Annotated in this window: 13 protein-coding genes; 2 read left to right on the forward strand and 11 right to left on the reverse strand. The window is 55.6% G+C overall.

From position 1 onward, the window contains the following. Positions 1-30: 30 nt before the first annotated feature. The 5 genes from GRI36_RS09820 to GRI36_RS09840 all read right to left on the reverse strand — a co-directional run bounded on the left by GRI36_RS09820 (position 31) and on the right by GRI36_RS09840 (position 5789). Positions 31-522 carry a hypothetical protein gene (locus GRI36_RS09820; RefSeq protein ID WP_160598304.1) on the reverse strand — a complete coding sequence of 164 codons (492 nt, stop codon included), beginning with the start codon at positions 520-522 and terminating at the stop codon, positions 31-33. Next, positions 519-1694: a tyrosine-type recombinase/integrase gene (locus GRI36_RS09825; protein ID WP_160598305.1), complete on the reverse strand. Its 1176-nt coding sequence runs from the start codon at positions 1692-1694 to the stop codon at positions 519-521. The genes GRI36_RS09820 and GRI36_RS09825 overlap by 4 nt, the downstream gene beginning before the upstream one ends. Positions 1695-1937: 243 nt before the next feature. Then, positions 1938-2663, reverse strand: coding sequence for an FkbM family methyltransferase (locus GRI36_RS09830; protein ID WP_160598306.1), 726 nt, complete (start codon positions 2661-2663; stop codon positions 1938-1940). A gap of 8 nt (positions 2664-2671) precedes the next feature. Then, the gene (secA, locus tag GRI36_RS09835; protein ID WP_160598307.1) at positions 2672-5419 is read right to left on the reverse strand and encodes a preprotein translocase subunit SecA; all 2748 of its coding nucleotides are present in this window, start codon (positions 5417-5419) and stop codon (positions 2672-2674) included. Positions 5420-5522: 103 nt separating this feature from the next. Next, entirely contained in the window at positions 5523-5789 is a 267-nt protein-coding gene (locus GRI36_RS09840) for a hypothetical protein (protein WP_160598308.1), read from the reverse strand. A gap of 173 nt (positions 5790-5962) precedes the next feature. Here GRI36_RS09840 and argJ point away from each other — a divergent pair, with 173 nt between their 5' ends. Both argJ and GRI36_RS09850 read left to right on the forward strand, forming a co-directional pair. Beyond that, positions 5963-7189: a bifunctional glutamate N-acetyltransferase/amino-acid acetyltransferase ArgJ gene (argJ, locus tag GRI36_RS09845; protein WP_160598309.1), complete on the forward strand. Its 1227-nt coding sequence runs from the start codon at positions 5963-5965 to the stop codon at positions 7187-7189. Next, positions 7186-8001: an inositol monophosphatase family protein gene (locus GRI36_RS09850; protein WP_160598310.1), complete on the forward strand. Its 816-nt coding sequence runs from the start codon at positions 7186-7188 to the stop codon at positions 7999-8001. Before argJ ends, GRI36_RS09850 begins: the two co-directional genes overlap by 4 nt. On the opposite strand, the gene trxA is transcribed toward GRI36_RS09850, so the two are convergent. The 6 genes from trxA to tsaE are packed head-to-tail and all read right to left on the reverse strand — an operon-like array spanning position 7998 to position 16967. Then, positions 7998-8318 (reverse strand): thioredoxin, encoded by a 321-nt coding sequence (gene trxA, locus GRI36_RS09855; protein WP_160598311.1) that lies wholly within the window; start codon positions 8316-8318, stop codon positions 7998-8000. The genes GRI36_RS09850 and trxA overlap by 4 nt on opposite strands. A 47-nt stretch (positions 8319-8365) precedes the next feature. Next, positions 8366-11842 (reverse strand): double-strand break repair helicase AddA, encoded by a 3477-nt coding sequence (gene addA / locus GRI36_RS09860; protein WP_160598312.1) that lies wholly within the window; start codon positions 11840-11842, stop codon positions 8366-8368. Beyond that, entirely contained in the window at positions 11839-14832 is a 2994-nt protein-coding gene (locus GRI36_RS09865) for a PD-(D/E)XK nuclease family protein (RefSeq protein WP_160598313.1), read from the reverse strand. The genes addA and GRI36_RS09865 overlap by 4 nt, the downstream gene beginning before the upstream one ends. Further along, on the reverse strand, positions 14825-15541 hold the full coding sequence (locus GRI36_RS09870; protein ID WP_160598314.1) for a nucleotidyltransferase family protein: 717 nt from the start codon (positions 15539-15541) through the stop codon (positions 14825-14827). Before GRI36_RS09870 ends, GRI36_RS09865 begins: the two co-directional genes overlap by 8 nt. Continuing rightward, entirely contained in the window at positions 15538-16527 is a 990-nt protein-coding gene (locus GRI36_RS09875) for an aminoglycoside phosphotransferase family protein (protein ID WP_160598315.1), read from the reverse strand. The genes GRI36_RS09870 and GRI36_RS09875 overlap by 4 nt, the downstream gene beginning before the upstream one ends. Further along, positions 16524-16967, reverse strand: coding sequence for a tRNA (adenosine(37)-N6)-threonylcarbamoyltransferase complex ATPase subunit type 1 TsaE (gene tsaE, locus GRI36_RS09880; protein ID WP_160599167.1), 444 nt, complete (start codon positions 16965-16967; stop codon positions 16524-16526). Before tsaE ends, GRI36_RS09875 begins: the two co-directional genes overlap by 4 nt. Between the last annotated feature and the right edge of the window lie 2 nt (positions 16968-16969).

Here is a 16969-nt window from a genome sequence, read left to right on the forward strand (position 1 = left end):
TGCACCAATATTGCAGGGCCCACCCTAGCGTTATGGTGTGCCATAAACTCGCTTCCATACCTCAAGACTGTCACGTTTTGGATTGTGCTTCGCCTCGGAAAACTTCTGACGAAAATATCGCAGATATTTCCTTGATGTTCTTGGAGCCAAACCAAACTTTTCCTTTGCTTCCAACATAACAGAATCATGTTCTCCTCTCGGCACTTCTTGCAAACGACAATGGATAAATAGACCCACCTTAATTTTTCTACCGTGATCCTCAAAACTCTCGTTCATACCTCGCTGGCCCGGTTTGCGACCTTTTTTTACGATGTGAAAGTAGCCGACATCCTTTTGGTCTATCGCATCAGCAATCTCTGAGGCTATTTCAGGAGGCAGATACCAACCTTTTCGCAGGTAATCCGCAAGTGGTTGAAGGTTTCCGTTATGTAAGCCTGTCCATACCTGCGTAACGAGCATGCCTTGTTCGCCAGTCCAAGTATCGCTGTCCATTGGATCGTAAGTAATGCCCTCTTGCGTCATTTAGCGCCCCCTCGTCTTGCTGACGAAAGCGAAGGCGCAACATATTCGCCCCATGCATCCGTTAAAGCAAACCGCTGCTCTTGCAGGTCGCTTGTCAGGTAAACCTTTTCCACGTTCGTTCCGACTGTGTGAGCAATTGCCATTTCGGCAACCGCAAAGGGAATATGAGGCATTCTCTCCGCTGCCCAATTGCGAAAGCTTTTGCGGAATCCGTGAACTGTCTCAGTGCGGCCAGCATTCTTCATCATTTTGCCCATTGCCGCGTCAGAAAGCACCTTACCGCGCATTGAGGGGAATATGAGGCCATCGCGCCCAAATAAGGCCTCAGCGCGGCTTAAAATGGCTAATGCAGCCTCATTCAAGGTGACTGTGTGAGCATTGCCTGTTTTGCTCATTATCTCGGCCTCTCGGTGCCAAGTGCGCGCTTCTGCATCTATCTGCCCCCAATGGGCCTTTCGAGTTTCACCGGACCTAGCGCCCGTCAAAATTGTGAATAGCAGCGCAAGTCTTGCAGGAGACTCCTGCTTGGCCAATTCCTCAACAAACAGCGCCGGAACTAGTTTGTAGTCCATGTATGCAAAGCCCTTCGAGCTTGGCTGCTTGGCCAGCCCCGCCCTAATCTCAGCCGGATCAGGAACTGGGTTTGTCCGCCACCCTCTCGATTTGCAGAAAGAAAGCACCTGCCCAATTCTGTGCCGAACCTTGCGCGCAATTTGTGGTTTCTCTGTCCAGATTGGCGATAGCACCGATATTACGTGCGCAGCTTCAATCTGGTCCACTCTGCGCCGCCCAATGACGGGAATTGCGTGTTGCTCCAATGATGATTTGAATTGAGTAGCAGTTTTTATATGCCAGCCCTTGCCTAGTTCATCGTAAGCAATCTGGACCGCCTCGCCAAATGTCGGGATCGCCAGCTTATCCTTATCGCGCTCTGCAATCGGATCGCCGCCGCGTCTTGCAATCTTGCGAAGCATTGCGGCTTTCTCTCTTGCCTCTGTCAAAGTCAGGTCTGCATCGGAACCTAAGCCAATGTCTCGGCGGTTTCCGTTCACCTGAACCCTCAAAATCCAAGACCTTGCGCCCGTTTCCTTAACTCGCAAAATTAAGCCAAGCCCGTCCGAATAAACGCCCGGCCCCGCCTTCTTAACACCTAATGCAGTCAGCTTCGCCATAGGGGAGCCACCTTTACCGTTCCCACGTTAGTTCCCACACTAATACGCGGATTTATGCGCATTGCAATGGAAAGTTATGGACAGGGAAAACAGCTAAACCCCTCGTATATCGTGTATATTTTGGAAGGTTCTGGAAGGGTGCGGAAGACCAAAACAATCCAACTCGGGGAGCCAACCTTTCTGGTTCATGTCTGTAATTTGACTAAAGCCTTCGGGCGCTGGCCACTTTTTGGTTCGGTTCCTTCACCTTCGGACGTATAGCCCATCAAATTGCAAAAGCCGTCCGGATTCCGGATCACGAAAATCTGGCATCAGATTCCACAATTCAAACCCGGAATCGGTCAACATCCGGTGCAGTTCGTCCCACAATGCCTGGCCTTCATAAAGCGGCCCGGTAGATAATTCGATCAACACCCCGCGGCACAGAGGTAGAACTTCTGAGGCGCCGCGTAGGACATCAGCCTCATACCCTTGCGTGTCTATTTTCAGCAAGACGCCCTGATCTAACATCGGGCATGCGCCGCCAAATTGCGCGTCGAGCGTGGTCAACGGTGCCTCTTCCATACCGACATAGGCAGATCGCGGAGCCGCTTTTTCATGGATTTCAAGCATTGGCCGGACCGAAGAGGATACCGAATTCCCCGCAACATTCATCGACGCCTTACCAACATATGCCCCGATTGCGGTTCGGGGAAGCACTTCAACCTGAGAATGGGTGGCAAACCGCGCCGCAAGACTGGCATGCGCCTCGCTCAACGGTTCACAGCAATGAACAGTGCCTCTGAAGCCCTTATCGAGCAATTGCTGCGCGAACTGCCCACAATTGGCCCCAACGTCGATAACATGGCCGATGGACCGGCTATGCAGCCAGTCCACTAGCGCTTGGCGCTCGTCCTGCGCCACCGCCACCAATTGCACGCCAGCCGGCCTAAGCGCGGCATTGATCCAACGCTTGACCGTCTGCCGCATAATGCCGTTTAGGCCGCTGCGCCGTGGCAATGCTTGTATTTGTTGCCCGAGCCGCAAGGACATGGAGAATTGCGGCTCACGTCCATGCCGGCATAGGGGTTGTCCTTGATTGACCCGCCCGGCCCCACGGCTGCGCGCGGACTGCCAGCAAGCGAACCGAACATTGCCGGCCGCGCTGCTGAACCGTCGCCATCATTCGAATTGTCGAGGCCTGTTAACGGATCGATATGGCCGGTCAGGAAGTCGGGTAGATCAGGTAATTCATCCTGAACCGGCGGCGCCACCCGCAATTCGCTCTTCAACAGAATGCTGGTGATGTCCTCGCGCAATGTGTCGAGCATTTGTTCAAACAGACCGAACGCTTCTTGCTTATATTCGTTGATCGGCTGTTTTTGTGCGTGGGCCCGCAGGCCGACGACCTGACGCAACGCGTCGAGTGTGGCGAGGTGTTCTTTCCAATGGTAGTCGAGCCGTTCGAGAAGGATGCTTTTCTCCACACGCGTCCAGATCGCCGGATCGGCATTCGCGATCTTGCGCTGCATGATGGCCTCGGTCTGCTCGAGAAGCCGTTCTTCGAGAATGTCCGGTTCCACCGTATCTTCTTCCAGCCATTGATCGATTGGTGGCTCAATGCCCAAAGTCTCTTTTACCCGTTCCTTCAAACCGGCAATGTCCCATTGCTCTGGATAAGAGCCCGGAGGGCACGCGACGGTAACAATCGAATTCACAGTGTCATGACGCATATCGACCACCACATCGCCGACCGCTTCGCTATCCATAATCTCGGAGCGCTGCTCGTAAATGACCTTCCGTTGATCATTCATAACATCATCATATTCGACGACTTGCTTGCGAATATCGTAATTGCGCGCTTCGACCTTTTTCTGCGCGGTTTCGATGGCTTTTGACAGCCATTTGGAACCGATTGCTTCGCCATCTTCCAGATTGGAATTCATCATCCTGCTGAACAATGTGTCAGGCCCGAAAATGCGCAAAAGATCGTCTTCAAGGCACAGATAGAAACGGCTGAGGCCTGGATCACCCTGACGGCCTGAACGCCCGCGCAATTGATTATCAATTCGGCGGCTTTCATGGCGCTCGGTTGCGAGAACGAACAAACCGCCAGCCTCGACCACTTTCTCGCGCTCGGCAGCAACCTCATCTTCTATTGCCTTCTCAGCCGCATCGCGCTCTGGGCCCTCGGGCATGTCCTTGAGTTCATCTTCAACCCGGAATTCGACATTGCCGCCGAGCTGAATGTCGGTGCCGCGGCCCGCCATATTTGTCGCAATTGTGACCGCCCCAATCCGGCCTGCCTGCGCCACAATATGCGCCTCACGCTCATGGAATCGGGCGTTTAGAACCTCATGTTCAACGCCCTCTTTCTTGAGGAATTCTGCGAGCAATTCGGATTTCTCGATCGAAACCGTACCGACAAGAACCGGCTGCCCAATCGCATTCTTCTCCGCAATTGCCTTGGCAATGGCCTGGAACTTGTCCTGCGTATTTTTGTAGAATTCGTCGTCTTCGTCGATCCGCTGAACGGGCTTATTGGTCGGAATTTCGACCACTGACATCTTGTAGATGTCCCAAAATTCGCTCGCTTCGGTCGCCGCGGTGCCGGTCATACCGGACAATTTCGGGTACATGCGGAAATAATTCTGGAATGTAATCGACGCCATTGTCTGATTCTCAGGCTCGATCTTGACACCTTCTTTGGCCTCAACCGCCTGATGCAAACCGTTTGACCAACGGCGGCCGTCCATCATCCGGCCGGTGAACTCATCAATGATAACAATCTTCTCGTCTTTGACGATATAATCGGTGTCGCGCTTGAACATCTTGTTCGCTTTGAGCGCCTGATCAAGATGGTGAACGACTTGCGTGTTTTCGACATCATAGAGATTGTCGGTTTGCAGCAATCCAGCTTCGATCAAGATTTTTTCGATCTCCTCGGTGCCTTCTTCGGTCCAGGAGATGTTTTTGGTCTTCTCGTCCGCGTCGTAATATTCCTCGGGAATTTCCTTCACCACCGCATCGATTGAAATATACAAATCGGTTTTATCTTCGGTCGGTCCGGAGATAATCAGCGGTGTGCGCGCCTCGTCAATCAGGATCGAGTCAACTTCGTCAACAATCGCGAAGTTGAACGGTTTTTGGACCATTTGTTCGCGATTATGCTTCATATTATCGCGCAGATAATCGAAGCCGAATTCATTGTTCGTGCCGTATGTGATGTCTGCGGCATAGGCCTCCCGACGCTCGAACTCTCCGAGATTGGGAATGATAACCCCGACCGTAAGACCCATCCACGTATACAGCTGCCCCATCCATTCGGCATCGCGGCTGGCCAGATAATCATTGACCGTCACAACGTGGACGCCCTTGCCCTCGATCGCATTCAGATATGTCGCAAGCGTTGCAACAAGGGTCTTGCCCTCACCCGTGCGCATCTCGGAAATTTCACCCCGGTGCAGCACCACGCCGCCGATCAGCTGAGTATCGAAATGGCGCATTCCAAGGACGCGGATCGACGCTTCGCGAACCGTTGCAAATGCCTCGGGTAGAATGTCGTCTAGCGTCTTCCCATCAGCCAGTTGGCCGCGGAATTTCTCTGTTTGAGCCTGCAACTCGGCATCGCTCAGCGCCTGAATCTGCGGCTCTAAAGCGTTTATTTGATTGACAATTTTGCCAATCGATTTGACGTAGCGGTCATTAGAAGAACCGAAAACGGTTTTCAGAAGTGTATTGATCATGGATGGTCTTTCGAAAGACGAGTATTTTTTAACTTTCGCGCCAAGCACGCATGAAAACAGCGTGCTGCACGGCTGTGACACAGGAAATTTCTATCGCAGCGCGCTACTCGTAAGCGCGGTCGATTCCCATTTGAACGGTCGGAATGTAGATTATGACCGGCTTGCGCGGCTTGCACGCCTTACCCGAACCGGATTTGCCCGGTACCGGTTTCCGGTCAGCGCGGCATTCACATTGGCTTTGCTTGCCTGATTGTGATGTCTCTGAACTTGCCACTTGCTCGCACGCTTCGGAAAGCATCGCTGCATTGGCAGGCGCGCCCACAGCCGCAAGGCCGGAAAGAAGCGCAAATAAGGCGAGTAAACCACGCATAGCGACCCTATAGGAAGCATAATTGCTCTCGTCCACTATTCGCATTGCTGTGGTTGAGAATGAGGATCGACAAATATTCTGTTCAAACTATTCAAAATACCGCTTCGCATATTCCGTGAAACGATGTGGAGGTGATTGCCCCATCTGCCGGGACATCCTAAGCGGCATCAAATATGGACAATGAACGCTCACCGCTCGCCCAGCCCTTTCCCAATATGCCAACAATCGGCGGCGTGACGCTGCGCACCGCGCGAGCACATTATAAGGACTGGGATCGCGCTGACCTTACCTACGCCGAATTTGCCGAGGGGACGGCGGTTGCAGGTGTATTCACGCAAAGCGCCTGCCCATCCAGCGAAGTCGAAATTGGCCGCGAACAGATCAAAAACGGCACCGCGAGAGCTTTGATAGTCAACGCCGGCAATTCCAACGCCTTCACCGGCTATCGCGGGCGTGAGGCGGTGGATCAAATCATGACGCAAGTTGCGGAGCATCTCGGCTGTGCGTCTGAACAGGTTTTCGTATCGTCCACCGGTGTGATCGGGGTGCCGTTGCCCAAAGACAAGGCAAGGGACGGCGTAGCAAAAGTGCTGACTGCTGAGACCTGTACTTGGGAAGAGGCAGCGGACACCATTGCAACTACCGATACCTTTGCCAAAGGCGCTACAGCTTCGGCAATAGTTGGCGACAAGACGGTCCAAATCAGCGCGATCATCAAGGGCAGCGGCATGATCGCGCCCGACATGGCAACTATGCTTGGTTATATCTTTACCGACGGTGCAATTGATCCTGCATTTTTGCAAGAGCTCCTTTGTGCTGCCAATCAACAGACGTTTTCGTGCATCACGGTCGATAGCGACACTTCAACTAGCGACACCGTTCTGGCCTTTGCAACGGGCAAGGCAGGTAATGCGCCGCTGGCTTCGTTTGATGATGCAGGAGCTGATGCATTTGCCGCCGCCCTGCATGATGTCTGCCGCCAAATGGCACATCTAGTGGTGCGCGATGGCGAAGGCGCTCAGAAATTTATCGCGATCACCGTCAGCGGAGCTCAGTGTGACGAAAGCGCCCGCAAAATCGGCCTATCCATTGCAAATTCTCCGCTGGTCAAAACGGCCATTGCAGGTGAGGATGCTAATTGGGGCCGCGTTGTCATGGCGGTCGGGAAGGCAGGCGAACCTGCCGATCGCGACAAACTCTCGATCGGATTTGGCGGAATTTGGGCCGCCCGCAACGGTCAGCCTGTGCCGGATTATGACGAGGCGCCAGTGGCAAGACATTTAAAGGGGCAAGACATCAATATCGAAGTCGATATCGGCATCGGATCAGGCCGCGCCACTGTATGGACTTGTGATTTGACCCATGGATACATCACCATCAATGCGGACTACCGGTCATGATTATTCCGAACTTGGATAGATTAAACCAAGCAATGCTTAATCTGCTCGTGAGCGTATCAGATTCTGCAATCTTGCCACGGTATCGTAATCTGGTGTCGAGCGAAATCGCCGATAAGGGCAAAAACGAACTCGTCACCATTGCAGACCGCGAAAGCGAAGTGTTGCTGGCGGAGGGCCTTGAAAAACTGATTCCCGGTCTCGCTATTGTCGGAGAGGAAGCGAGCGATGCAGACGCATCGGTGTTGGACGGCCTGTCGCAGCAATGCTGGATTATTGACCCGATTGACGGCACCGGAAACTTTGCCAGCGGCAATCCGCCATTCGGCATCTTGATTGCGCTTTGCGAAGGCGGCCTCACTCAAGCCGGTTGGATTTACGATCCGCTCGAAGGCCGGTTCTGCCACGCGAATCGCGGTGGAGGCGCGTTCATTGATGGCGAACGGATTGCCGCAAAAACCACTGGCGCGGCCCCTCCCATTGCGGGCATCTCGACGCTGTTCATGCAAGACGGCCAGCGCGAACAGGTACAGCAAAATATTGCCCCGCACTATACGCTGGTCGACATACCTCGCTGCGCCGCAGAACAATATCCGCGGCTTGCCCTTGGAACCAATGATGTCAGCATTTTCAATCGCACGCTTCCGTGGGATCACGCCGCAGGTGTGTTGTGGCTTAACGAAGCCGGAGGCAAAGCCGCCCGCAATGATGGCAGCGAGTATCGCGTTGATGAATGGGACAAACCTGGCCTAATCGGAGCGGCCAGCCCTGCCCTTTGGGAAGAACTGGCCGAACGAATGGCTAGACTGGATTAAAGTTCGCTTTCGAGCCACGCCTTTAGCTGGCCCTTAGGGGCAGCGCCCAGTTTTTGCGCAACCGCTTTACCGTCTTTGAACAGCACCATCAGCGGAATCGATTGCACGCCGATCTCACCGGGCACGCCGGTATTTTCCATGATGTCCATCTTCGCGATGGTCACTTGTTCGCCCAATTCGTCGCTAATTTCTTCGAGCGATGGGCCGATCATTTTGCATGGGCCGCACCATTCAGCCCAGAAATCCACCAGCACGGGTTTGCTGGATTCCAGAACATCGGCTTTAAAACTTTCATCAGTGACGTTGATTGTCGCCATGGGAATATCTCCTTATTGTATGACACCTATCTAGGTGCAAAATAACTTTACTCAACGGGCAGGCTGGCAAAGCTTTGCTGCTTTGTGGACAATTCGGATTTGCCCGCAGCCAGCGCTTCGGCAGGAATCTCGATCATTCTTGGCGTCTGGGTATACAGCAAAGCGGCGCGAACTGCCCTACCCGGATAAATCGTTTCAAGCGCCGCGACATAGGCTGACATTTGCCGGATTGTGCTTGCAGGCACTTGATCGAGCGAATTCGGCGGTCTGCGAGCAGTTTTGAAATCGACAACTGTCACCGCATCACTGGTAATCAGCAGGCGGTCAGCAACACCGGCAATAACTTGCCCATCCACTGTCGCGGCGAGTGGAACTTCAGCCAGGGCATCATCCCCGAAAATGGCCGCGAACTCGGAGTCTTCGAGCACTGCCAGCGCGGAATTTGCTATCTCCTGTCGCGATGCAGGACCTAGCTCCGCCGCTTGCTTAGCCAGCCAGGCCGACGCCCGGATGGCGCGATCTGCATGCGGCACATCGGGAAGGCGTTCGAGCAGTTTGTGGATCAGTATCCCGCGCCGCGCTGCTTCACGCGCAACTTCGGGCGCCAGTGGCGGATCGGCTGCCTGCTCATCCCCAGCAGAGGAAGGTGCAAGCGGACGGGGTGGCCTTGGTTCGGGCCCGATAGGCTTCGTCACCCATTCGGGAAGTGCGATGGCGACTTTGGTCGTTTCCCGATTGCCGACCGGCATCGTCGCGGCGCGTGCGCCCAATTCCCAGCGGGCGCCCCACAGATCATCCTCAAGCCCTTCGTCACCTTCAAACAGTGGCTTCAAACGAGCGAACCAACTGTCTTCGCCAGGGCCTTTCTTGGCCTCGCGTGATCCGAGCGAACCGCCAATGAACAGCGCTTCTTCAGCGCGGGTCATTGCCACGTAGAGCAGCCTCCAATGTTCCTCCAAATCAGCCGCCAAAGCAGCTTCTTTTGCAGCGGCAACCGGCCCGGCAATCTGTTCACCGCTCAATCCCGGCATCGGCACCTTGCGCGTTTGATCAGAACCCGGTGTGGTTTCCTCCAACGAAATATCAGGAGAAGAACCAGGGCTGCCGGTCGCATCAGCCAGAATGACAATCGGCGATTGTAGTCCCTTTGATCCATGAACAGTCATGACCCGAACCAGATCCGAGCTTTCTCCGGCCTCGCGCTTCAATTCCCCCTCGCCGGCGTCAAACCACTGAATGAGACCCTGCAAGCTGATCGTGTGATCAACTGAATAGGCATGTGCAGCATTGAGCAGCTCATCGATCGGGTCATTGGCCTCTCGTCCGAGCCGTTCAATCAGATTGCGGCGGCCTCTTAGCGGACCGGTCAAAATCCAGTGGAGCAATGCCTGCGGTGTTTCGTAATCTGCCTGAGCGAGAATCTTCTTAAGCGATTCCACTGTCTGCTGAACCATTGGCGTTTCGCTAGATGCCAGATGTTCCCACAGGCCCACCTTTTTATCGCGGTAACCATGGTCGAGCAGATCCTGCTGGCTCCAGCCCATAATGGGCGAGACAAGCAAATTGGCAAGGCTGAGGTCGTCAAGCGGCTGAGCCGCAAAGCGTAAAGCAGCCATCAAATCGCGCACCGCCAGCGGATTGCCAAGCCGCAACCGGTCGACGCCCGCCACCGGGACACCAGCGCTGTAGAGCCGCGCTACGATCAGGCTGGCGAGTTCCTTGCGCTTGCGCACCAGCACCATGACATCACCCGGCCCAGCATTGCGTTTACTGCCTTTGACCAGTGGGAATCCGTTGTCCATCCAACGCCGAACCTGACGGGCGATGTTGTCCGCCATCAATCGGTCATGGCGCGCCAGCCAGCTGTCTTCTTCGTCCCCGTCATCGCCCTCTTCGGACGCGCCAGTAACGGGATTCCACAAAGTGACGAGGCCCGGGCGGTCCTGCCCGATATGCGGGTCAGGGGCTTGCTTCAGGCCAATTTTGTCCCAGCCGATTGCGCCAATTGCCTGATCAACAAAGTCCAATACTGGCGCGGCTGTTCGGAAGGATTGGCCGAGCCCATATTCTTGCAAGCGCCGGACAGGAATGTTGGCGCGCAATGCCTCGGCATTATCAGCGGCGGCGGACATTTCCTTTTCCACACGCTCCCGTGCCGCCTCGAAATTTTCCGGGCTTGTGCCTTGGAAACCAAAAATTGCCTGCTTGTAATCGCCGACGGTGAACAGCGTACGCAGCTTGTTGTCGCGTGCGCCAGCGCCAGCGAAATAGTCGCCAATCAATGCAAAGATGATATCCCATTGCTGAGCATTGGTGTCTTGTGCCTCGTCGATCAGAATATGGTCAAATTGGCGATCAAGCTTGTAGCGTATCCAATCTGCCATATCGGCATTGCCAAGCAATTGCGCGGCCTGCCTGATCTGGTCATCGAAATCGATATAGCCTTCGCGAGCCTTGGCCGCATCCCAAAGCAGCGCGAATTTCCTGCCCACTTCCAATGCCGGAGTGAGCAGCTCCGCTAACTCAACCAACGCCAACAAGTCTTTCACCCGCGCAATCGACGCAATCACTCGCTCGATATCGGCGGCGTGGTTCGGATCACGCTTTACTAGATTAGCGAGCGGAGTGCCTTTCTTGGTAAGAACCGGTCCGAAAAACTGGTCAATCGTCGCCAGCCGCTCAACCGGATCGCGCTCTATCCAAGCGCCAATTGCCTCTGTGCCGCTCTGCCCCGTTTTGGTGTTCCAATCGGCGAATGTCGCCAATGCAGATCGCAATGCTGCCATGTCAAACACATCATCAGCACACAAAGCAGCTGCATCCTCCGCACTGGCACTTGAGGCCAGACCCAGCAACTGGCAGACACGAGGCCGCATCGGCGGTTGCCAAGCGGCGCTGCCATACCAAAGGTGCGACGCTGAAGCACAAGTCATCAACCATCCGCGAACCGCGTCAGCACCTTTGCGCAAGGAAAAGGCGGCAATCGCATCCAGCGTCGCCTGATCGCCCTGCTCACGAGCCGCAACGAGCATATCGCCTAGCACTTCGCACGACAGCAAATCGCGCTGCCGGTCATCGAGCGCTCGGGAACCGGGCTGAATATCCGCCTCCTGCGGGAATGCGGAAAGCAGCCACTGGGCAAAAGCGTGGATGGTGTTGATACGCAGGCCTCCGCCGGGCGTATCAAGCACACTGGCGAACAGACTGCGCGCCCGCTCGCGGGTTTCGGGATCGGCGCTCGCGCCTAAATTCTTCAATTCATCGCGCAGCTGGATATCGTCCATCCGAACCCAGCGGGCGAGCACATCGTTAACCCGAACCGCCATCTCTGCAGCGCCGGCTTTCGTGAAGGTGAGGCACAGAATTTGCGACGGATCATTGCCGGGTTTGAGCAATAACCGCAGCACCCGAGCAGAAAGGACCTGCGTTTTGCCAGTTCCGGCAGAGGCAGATAGCCAGACGCATTCGTCGGGATCAACCGCGAGACGCTGTTCGCCCTTCAGCTCGTGAACTTCGCCGCTCATTGCTCGTTCTCGCTGTCAAACCGCGCTTGCCATTCATCAAGCCGCATCAATTGGTCATAATCGGTGTAGCCGGGATAATCCGGCTCCAGCTTCGCTGTGAATGGTTGATTGCCCTTAATCCAATTGGCAATCGCCTCGCGCAGAAAGAACTCTGTGTTCGGCAGGAATTCATCGGGCAGCGGACCAGAGCGCTTCTGGCCAACCTTCAACGGGGTATCGACAAACCCAAATTTTTCATTCTCGGGGCCTGTCTTGATTTTCGGGTTTTTCGAAAGCGACCAATATTCGAACGCCGTTGCTTTACCTGAAACGCCTTCTATCCCGCCCCGCTCGGCAATCATCGCGATCAAGCCCAGCTGCAGTGCAAAGCCGGCCTCCACTTGCGACGATTTTGGCGGCTTGCCTGTCTTATAATCGACGATCGCCAACTCGCCGCCGGGCAATTGATCGATCCGGTCGGCGCGGCCATGAACGCGCACCCCGTCGATTACCATTTGGCCTTTTTCCTCAATCGCAACCGGCTTCCTTTGGGGGTTCGCGGCAATCTCCCGCTCGACCCAATCAAGCGCCGCAAGCAAGCGTGGAAGCCACAATCCCTCCATCAACGGATGAGCGTTTTGCTCTTCCAACACGCGGCGGGCGATTTCGCGCAATTGGCCACCCTCTTCATGCCAGCGCTGTAAAATCGCATGAGCCACCGTACCTTGCCACGCAGGCGAAGGCTCAGCATCAAGCGGATCAAGCGAGCGCAGGCGCAGGATCGATTGCGCGTAAAACTGATAGGGATCGCCGCGTAACCGGTCGAGCGCCGTCACCGCGATTGCTACATCGCGCTGATCGCTATTTGGCATCGGTTCGGGGCGGGAGTAGATCCCATCGTTCGGCTCTGCATCGTCAATCGCCTGCGCCAAAGCAACTGCCTCATTTTCGCGGTGCCGCGCAATCAAATCTTCGCCCAACAACGCCTTTACCCTCAGCAGAAAACGTGAGGGGATCGTTGGCCCCTCTGTATCCCGTTCAGCGCGGCTGAGCACGACTTCAGGCGCGCCAAGCGCTCCGGCCAAATCATGGGCCGAAAGGCCGATACGGAAATCGGCTCCCGGCACACCCAATGCTCGTAAAACTGGTGGCGCGAGAAGAGGATCGGCCGATGGTGTTGCGGGCCAATTGCCTTCGTTCAGACCTGCACAAATCACTAGATCTGTCCGGCTCATCCGCGACTCAAGCAATCCGTAAATGGCTACGCGGGAATGCCCGCCATAGGACGGACGAACTGCAACAGCTTCCATCGCATCGCGCAAGGCAAGGTGCAGCTCTGAAGGGTCCAGAGATGTGCCAGAATCGGAGGAATGAACTCTTAAATCCTCAACAAAACTTGCCAAAGCACGCCCGTCTTCACGCGACCAGATCGCATCACCGCATAGCGCTTCGCCAGCGACCGCCAGCCTGTTGAGCAATCCGGCCAGCGGCATTGGTCCAATGCAATCGAGCAACGGATTGAGGGCAATTTCGACTTCGCTAAACCAATCAGAAAGCTCAATATTTTCTGCCACATGGCGCAATACCGACAACCCCGGGGCAAGCCGCGGTCCGCGCAACGCGCGTTCAAATTTGCGTGCATTCTTCAGCCAACTGCCGCGATTATCGTCAAACCGGACAAGCGGATGCTCAAGCAAGGCCATCAAGGCAACAGGTGCAGCGCGTTCGGCCATCACTTCGGCCAGCAACAGCATCAACCGTCCTGCCGGTGTTTGCGGCAGTGGGCGTCCGGCTGAATCGTCCGCCTCGATATTCCAGCGCCGCAAATGCTGAACAACGCGCCGCGCCAGGCTTCGGTCGGGCGTAACAATTGATATGCGCTTCTCGGGTGTTTCGAGCGCTTCGCGAACAAGCAATGCAATGGCTTGCGCTTCGGCCTCAGGATTGGTGGTTTCCATGATCCGGACGCCAGCTAGGCGGCGCTTATCGGCGGGCAGGCTCGCCCAACGTTTGCTCGCTTCCGGCGGCAGGAAAAGGCTCGAAATCGCATGGGTCCGGTCGGGCGACGCGGCAGTCATACCCTTGCGGTGCCATTGCTGAACTTCGCCGCGGGCAATGCCCATCCGGTTAAGCAACAGCTTCATATGGTATTGCGGATGGGTGACCGCGTCACCGCGTTCAAAAGGAGTGTCGCCCGGCTCCTCGCCGCCGCCCGCAGCGCCGAGTTCCTCCCACACCGCATCATCGATCGACAGGTCAAAATCTGGCAGGATTACCGCGCCACCGGGCAATTGTGAAACGGTCTTAAGCAGCCTCGCCAGAGCCGGGGCAGCGCTTGTCACACCTGCGGCTACAACCGGATTTTCGGGCGGCGAAGCTTTCCACTGCTCTGCGGTCAAATCGAACAAACGATTGCGACGTGATGTCGCGTCCAAAGCGCCCATTGCCTGCAATTCTATGAGCCACCTCGCTTGCACACGAGCGAACAGGCGCAAACTGTCTTGCCAATGGCCAGACAAATCGCCGAGCAAATCGATTATCTCTTCTTTGAGCAGTTGTTCAGGCCCAATATCCTCGACCAACAACCTGTCCATCGTCGCGGCGGCGTCGCGTGCGAGCCGCAGCAATGTCGCGCCAGCCGGAGCTTTATCGCCGATTTCCTCGCTCAATATCTGGGCGAGCCTTAGCCATCTGCGCGTTGGATCGACCGCGACAGGAATGTCATTCGTGCCTAGCGGATCGAGCAAGCTACCTAGAGTCTCATCCAGATCAAGATCACCGACCACCGCCATGCGTGGCATCAGTATTCCGGCAGTACCCTGCGCACCGTAATACCGGATGAAAGCTTCCGAAACCGTCCGCATGGCCCGCGTGCTGGGGAGCAGCAGCGTCAACCGGGCTAGCCCGAAGTCACCTTGTGAATATCGCGGCACCAGTCCAGCGACCAGGGCGTCTGCAAAGCCCCGATGGGCGGCGATTGAGAAAATTTGCGGCGCGTTCAATTCACCCACGCTGGAGCGCTTCTTCGGTCGGCGCGATACTGCTTGGGCTGCCAACCTCGAACCACTGACCAGTGAAGGCGACACCGAACAATCGCTCCTCCTCTATCGCGCGGCTCCACAGAACATTGGTAGAGAATTTTCCGGCTGGCGCGTCTCGTAACAATCGGTGTGAAACAAGCTGAATGCCGGTGTAGATAAATGGAGCGATCCGGCCCGACCGTCTACGTGACACCTTGCCAAGCGCGTCCATGTGAAAATCGCCTTTGCCGCGAAAATTGCGTGCTGAACCGTGAGGAACGAGCAGCAACAGCGCGTCCATCTCCTGTGCATTCCACCGTTTTGACAAATCATGAAACGCCGTTTGCGGACCCTCAAGCCAGATATTATCCGAATTCAGGCAGAAGAATGGATCGGGCAATTGCCCCTGTGCTTTGACCATACCGCCGCCGGTTTCGAGCAATTCTTCGCGCTCGTCAGAAATCACGACTTTCGGATTACGGCGTTCCAGGACATGCGCTTCCAATGCGTCGGCAAGATAATGCACATTGACAACTGCGTCCGTAACACCCGCATCTGCCAAGCGGTCCAGCGTGTGGTCAATCAGCGGTTTTCCGGCAACGCGAACCAATGGCTTGGGCTGAGAGGCCGTGAGCGGGCGCATCCGTTTTCCCATGCCGGCGGCCATCACCATCGCAGCTTCGGATGCGAGCTTGGTCATTTCGGCAGAGCCCCTTTGGCATAACGGATAGGATGCGGAATATTAGTATCAAACCATGCTGCAACCGGGGCCAAGGCGGGATGCAGCAAATCGCGTTCCATAGCCTCCCAGACTCGCGGGATGAAATCGAGGTAGTGCGGCTTGCCATCGCGCTGATTCAGCCGCGTGAAGATCCCGACGATCTTGGCGTTTCGCTGCGCACCAAGCCGCGCGTAATCTGCCTCGAAATGCTCGTCAGCATTCGCCTGCTTAAGGTAATGATCAAGCATATCCCGTTCCAATTCTGGCGAGACTTCGCGCCGCGCATCCTGAAGCAACGAAACCAGATCATAAGCGGGATGGCCCACCAGCGCATCTTGGAAATCAATCAGTCCTTGTTGACCAGAACCATCGGCAGCGGGACCAAGCAACATGATGTTTTCTGCATGATAATCGCGCAGCACGGTAACGCCAGGCTGTTGCCGGGCGTACATTGGTCCGAGTGCTTCGATCCAAGCATTCTGGTAAGAAGGTTCATCAACTTCCAACCCGGCTGCAGGACAAAACCATTCGGTCAGCAAAGCGGTCTCGCGCTGATAGACGCTCATATCGTAGGCAGGAAAGGGACCAGCTGGGCGGCGGTGTAAATCGACGAGCGCATCTATCGCCGCCCGGTACGCCAAATCTTCCCCTTGCGGATTATCATCAAGCCAATCACGCATCCGGTCATTCCCGAAATCTTCGATCAGGACCCAGCCCTGCGTCGCATCTTCAGCATAGATTTCCGGCGCGCGCTGATCATTCTCGTTGAGCCATTTGGCCACATGAAGGAACGGCTGTGGGTCTTCTTCGGGAGGGGGAGCGAACATCAACATTGCTTTGCGCTCGCTCGCGGTGATGCGGAAATAGCGGCGGAAGGACGCATCGCCCGGTATGGGATCGATGGATGCATCGACCCACCCGGCGGATTTCAGGAAAGAATCAATACCGGCAGGAAGTTTGCTCATGGCAAACGGCTTAGCCAACCAACCCCTGCTTCCACAATCGCGATCCGGCCTTCATCCGCAGTTTCCAGTAGAATTGACAGGCAATTCGCTTCATGCGCGAAGCCGCCAGCATGATCGGGCCATTCAGCAACCAGGATTGCCCCCTCGCGGTAATCAGCCAGACCAATTTCTTCCACTTCAGACGGGCTCTTGAGGCGATAGAAATCAGCATGGACCAACGGCAGCGATACAGCCGGCGGATCGTAGGTTTCAATAATCGTGAAAGTCGGAGAGGGAACCTCGCCATTATACCCCAAAGCCGCAATCACCGCCCGCGCCAAAGTGGTCTTTCCTGCGCCCAGCCCCCCGGTTAACGCCACCACATCACCGGGCACGAGTTTTGCAGCGATCCGCTCGCCAAACGCATTCATCGCGTCAAGATCGGGCAATTCCACTTTCACGA

It is taken from the genome of Pontixanthobacter gangjinensis (assembly GCF_009827545.1).
Lineage (GTDB): Bacteria > Pseudomonadota > Alphaproteobacteria > Sphingomonadales > Sphingomonadaceae > Pontixanthobacter > Pontixanthobacter gangjinensis.

Excerpts from the sequence above, each read along its gene's own strand:
- GRI36_RS09820 (WP_160598304.1), bottom strand. The coding sequence starts at position 522 with ATGACGCAAGAGGGCATTACTTACGATCCAATGGACAGCGATACTTGG.
- GRI36_RS09825 (WP_160598305.1), bottom strand. The coding sequence starts at position 1,694 with ATGGCGAAGCTGACTGCATTAGGTGTTAAGAAGGCGGGGCCGGGCGTT.
- GRI36_RS09830 (WP_160598306.1), bottom strand. The coding sequence starts at position 2,663 with ATGCGGCAGACGGTCAAGCGTTGGATCAATGCCGCGCTTAGGCCGGCT.
- secA (WP_160598307.1), bottom strand. The coding sequence starts at position 5,419 with ATGATCAATACACTTCTGAAAACCGTTTTCGGTTCTTCTAATGACCGC.
- GRI36_RS09840 (WP_160598308.1), bottom strand. The coding sequence starts at position 5,789 with ATGCGTGGTTTACTCGCCTTATTTGCGCTTCTTTCCGGCCTTGCGGCT.
- argJ (WP_160598309.1), top strand. The coding sequence starts at position 5,963 with ATGGACAATGAACGCTCACCGCTCGCCCAGCCCTTTCCCAATATGCCA.
- GRI36_RS09850 (WP_160598310.1), top strand. The coding sequence starts at position 7,186 with ATGATTATTCCGAACTTGGATAGATTAAACCAAGCAATGCTTAATCTG.
- trxA (WP_160598311.1), bottom strand. The coding sequence starts at position 8,318 with ATGGCGACAATCAACGTCACTGATGAAAGTTTTAAAGCCGATGTTCTG.
- addA (WP_160598312.1), bottom strand. The coding sequence starts at position 11,842 with ATGAGCGGCGAAGTTCACGAGCTGAAGGGCGAACAGCGTCTCGCGGTT.
- GRI36_RS09870 (WP_160598314.1), bottom strand. The coding sequence starts at position 15,541 with ATGACCAAGCTCGCATCCGAAGCTGCGATGGTGATGGCCGCCGGCATG.
- GRI36_RS09875 (WP_160598315.1), bottom strand. The coding sequence starts at position 16,527 with ATGAGCAAACTTCCTGCCGGTATTGATTCTTTCCTGAAATCCGCCGGG.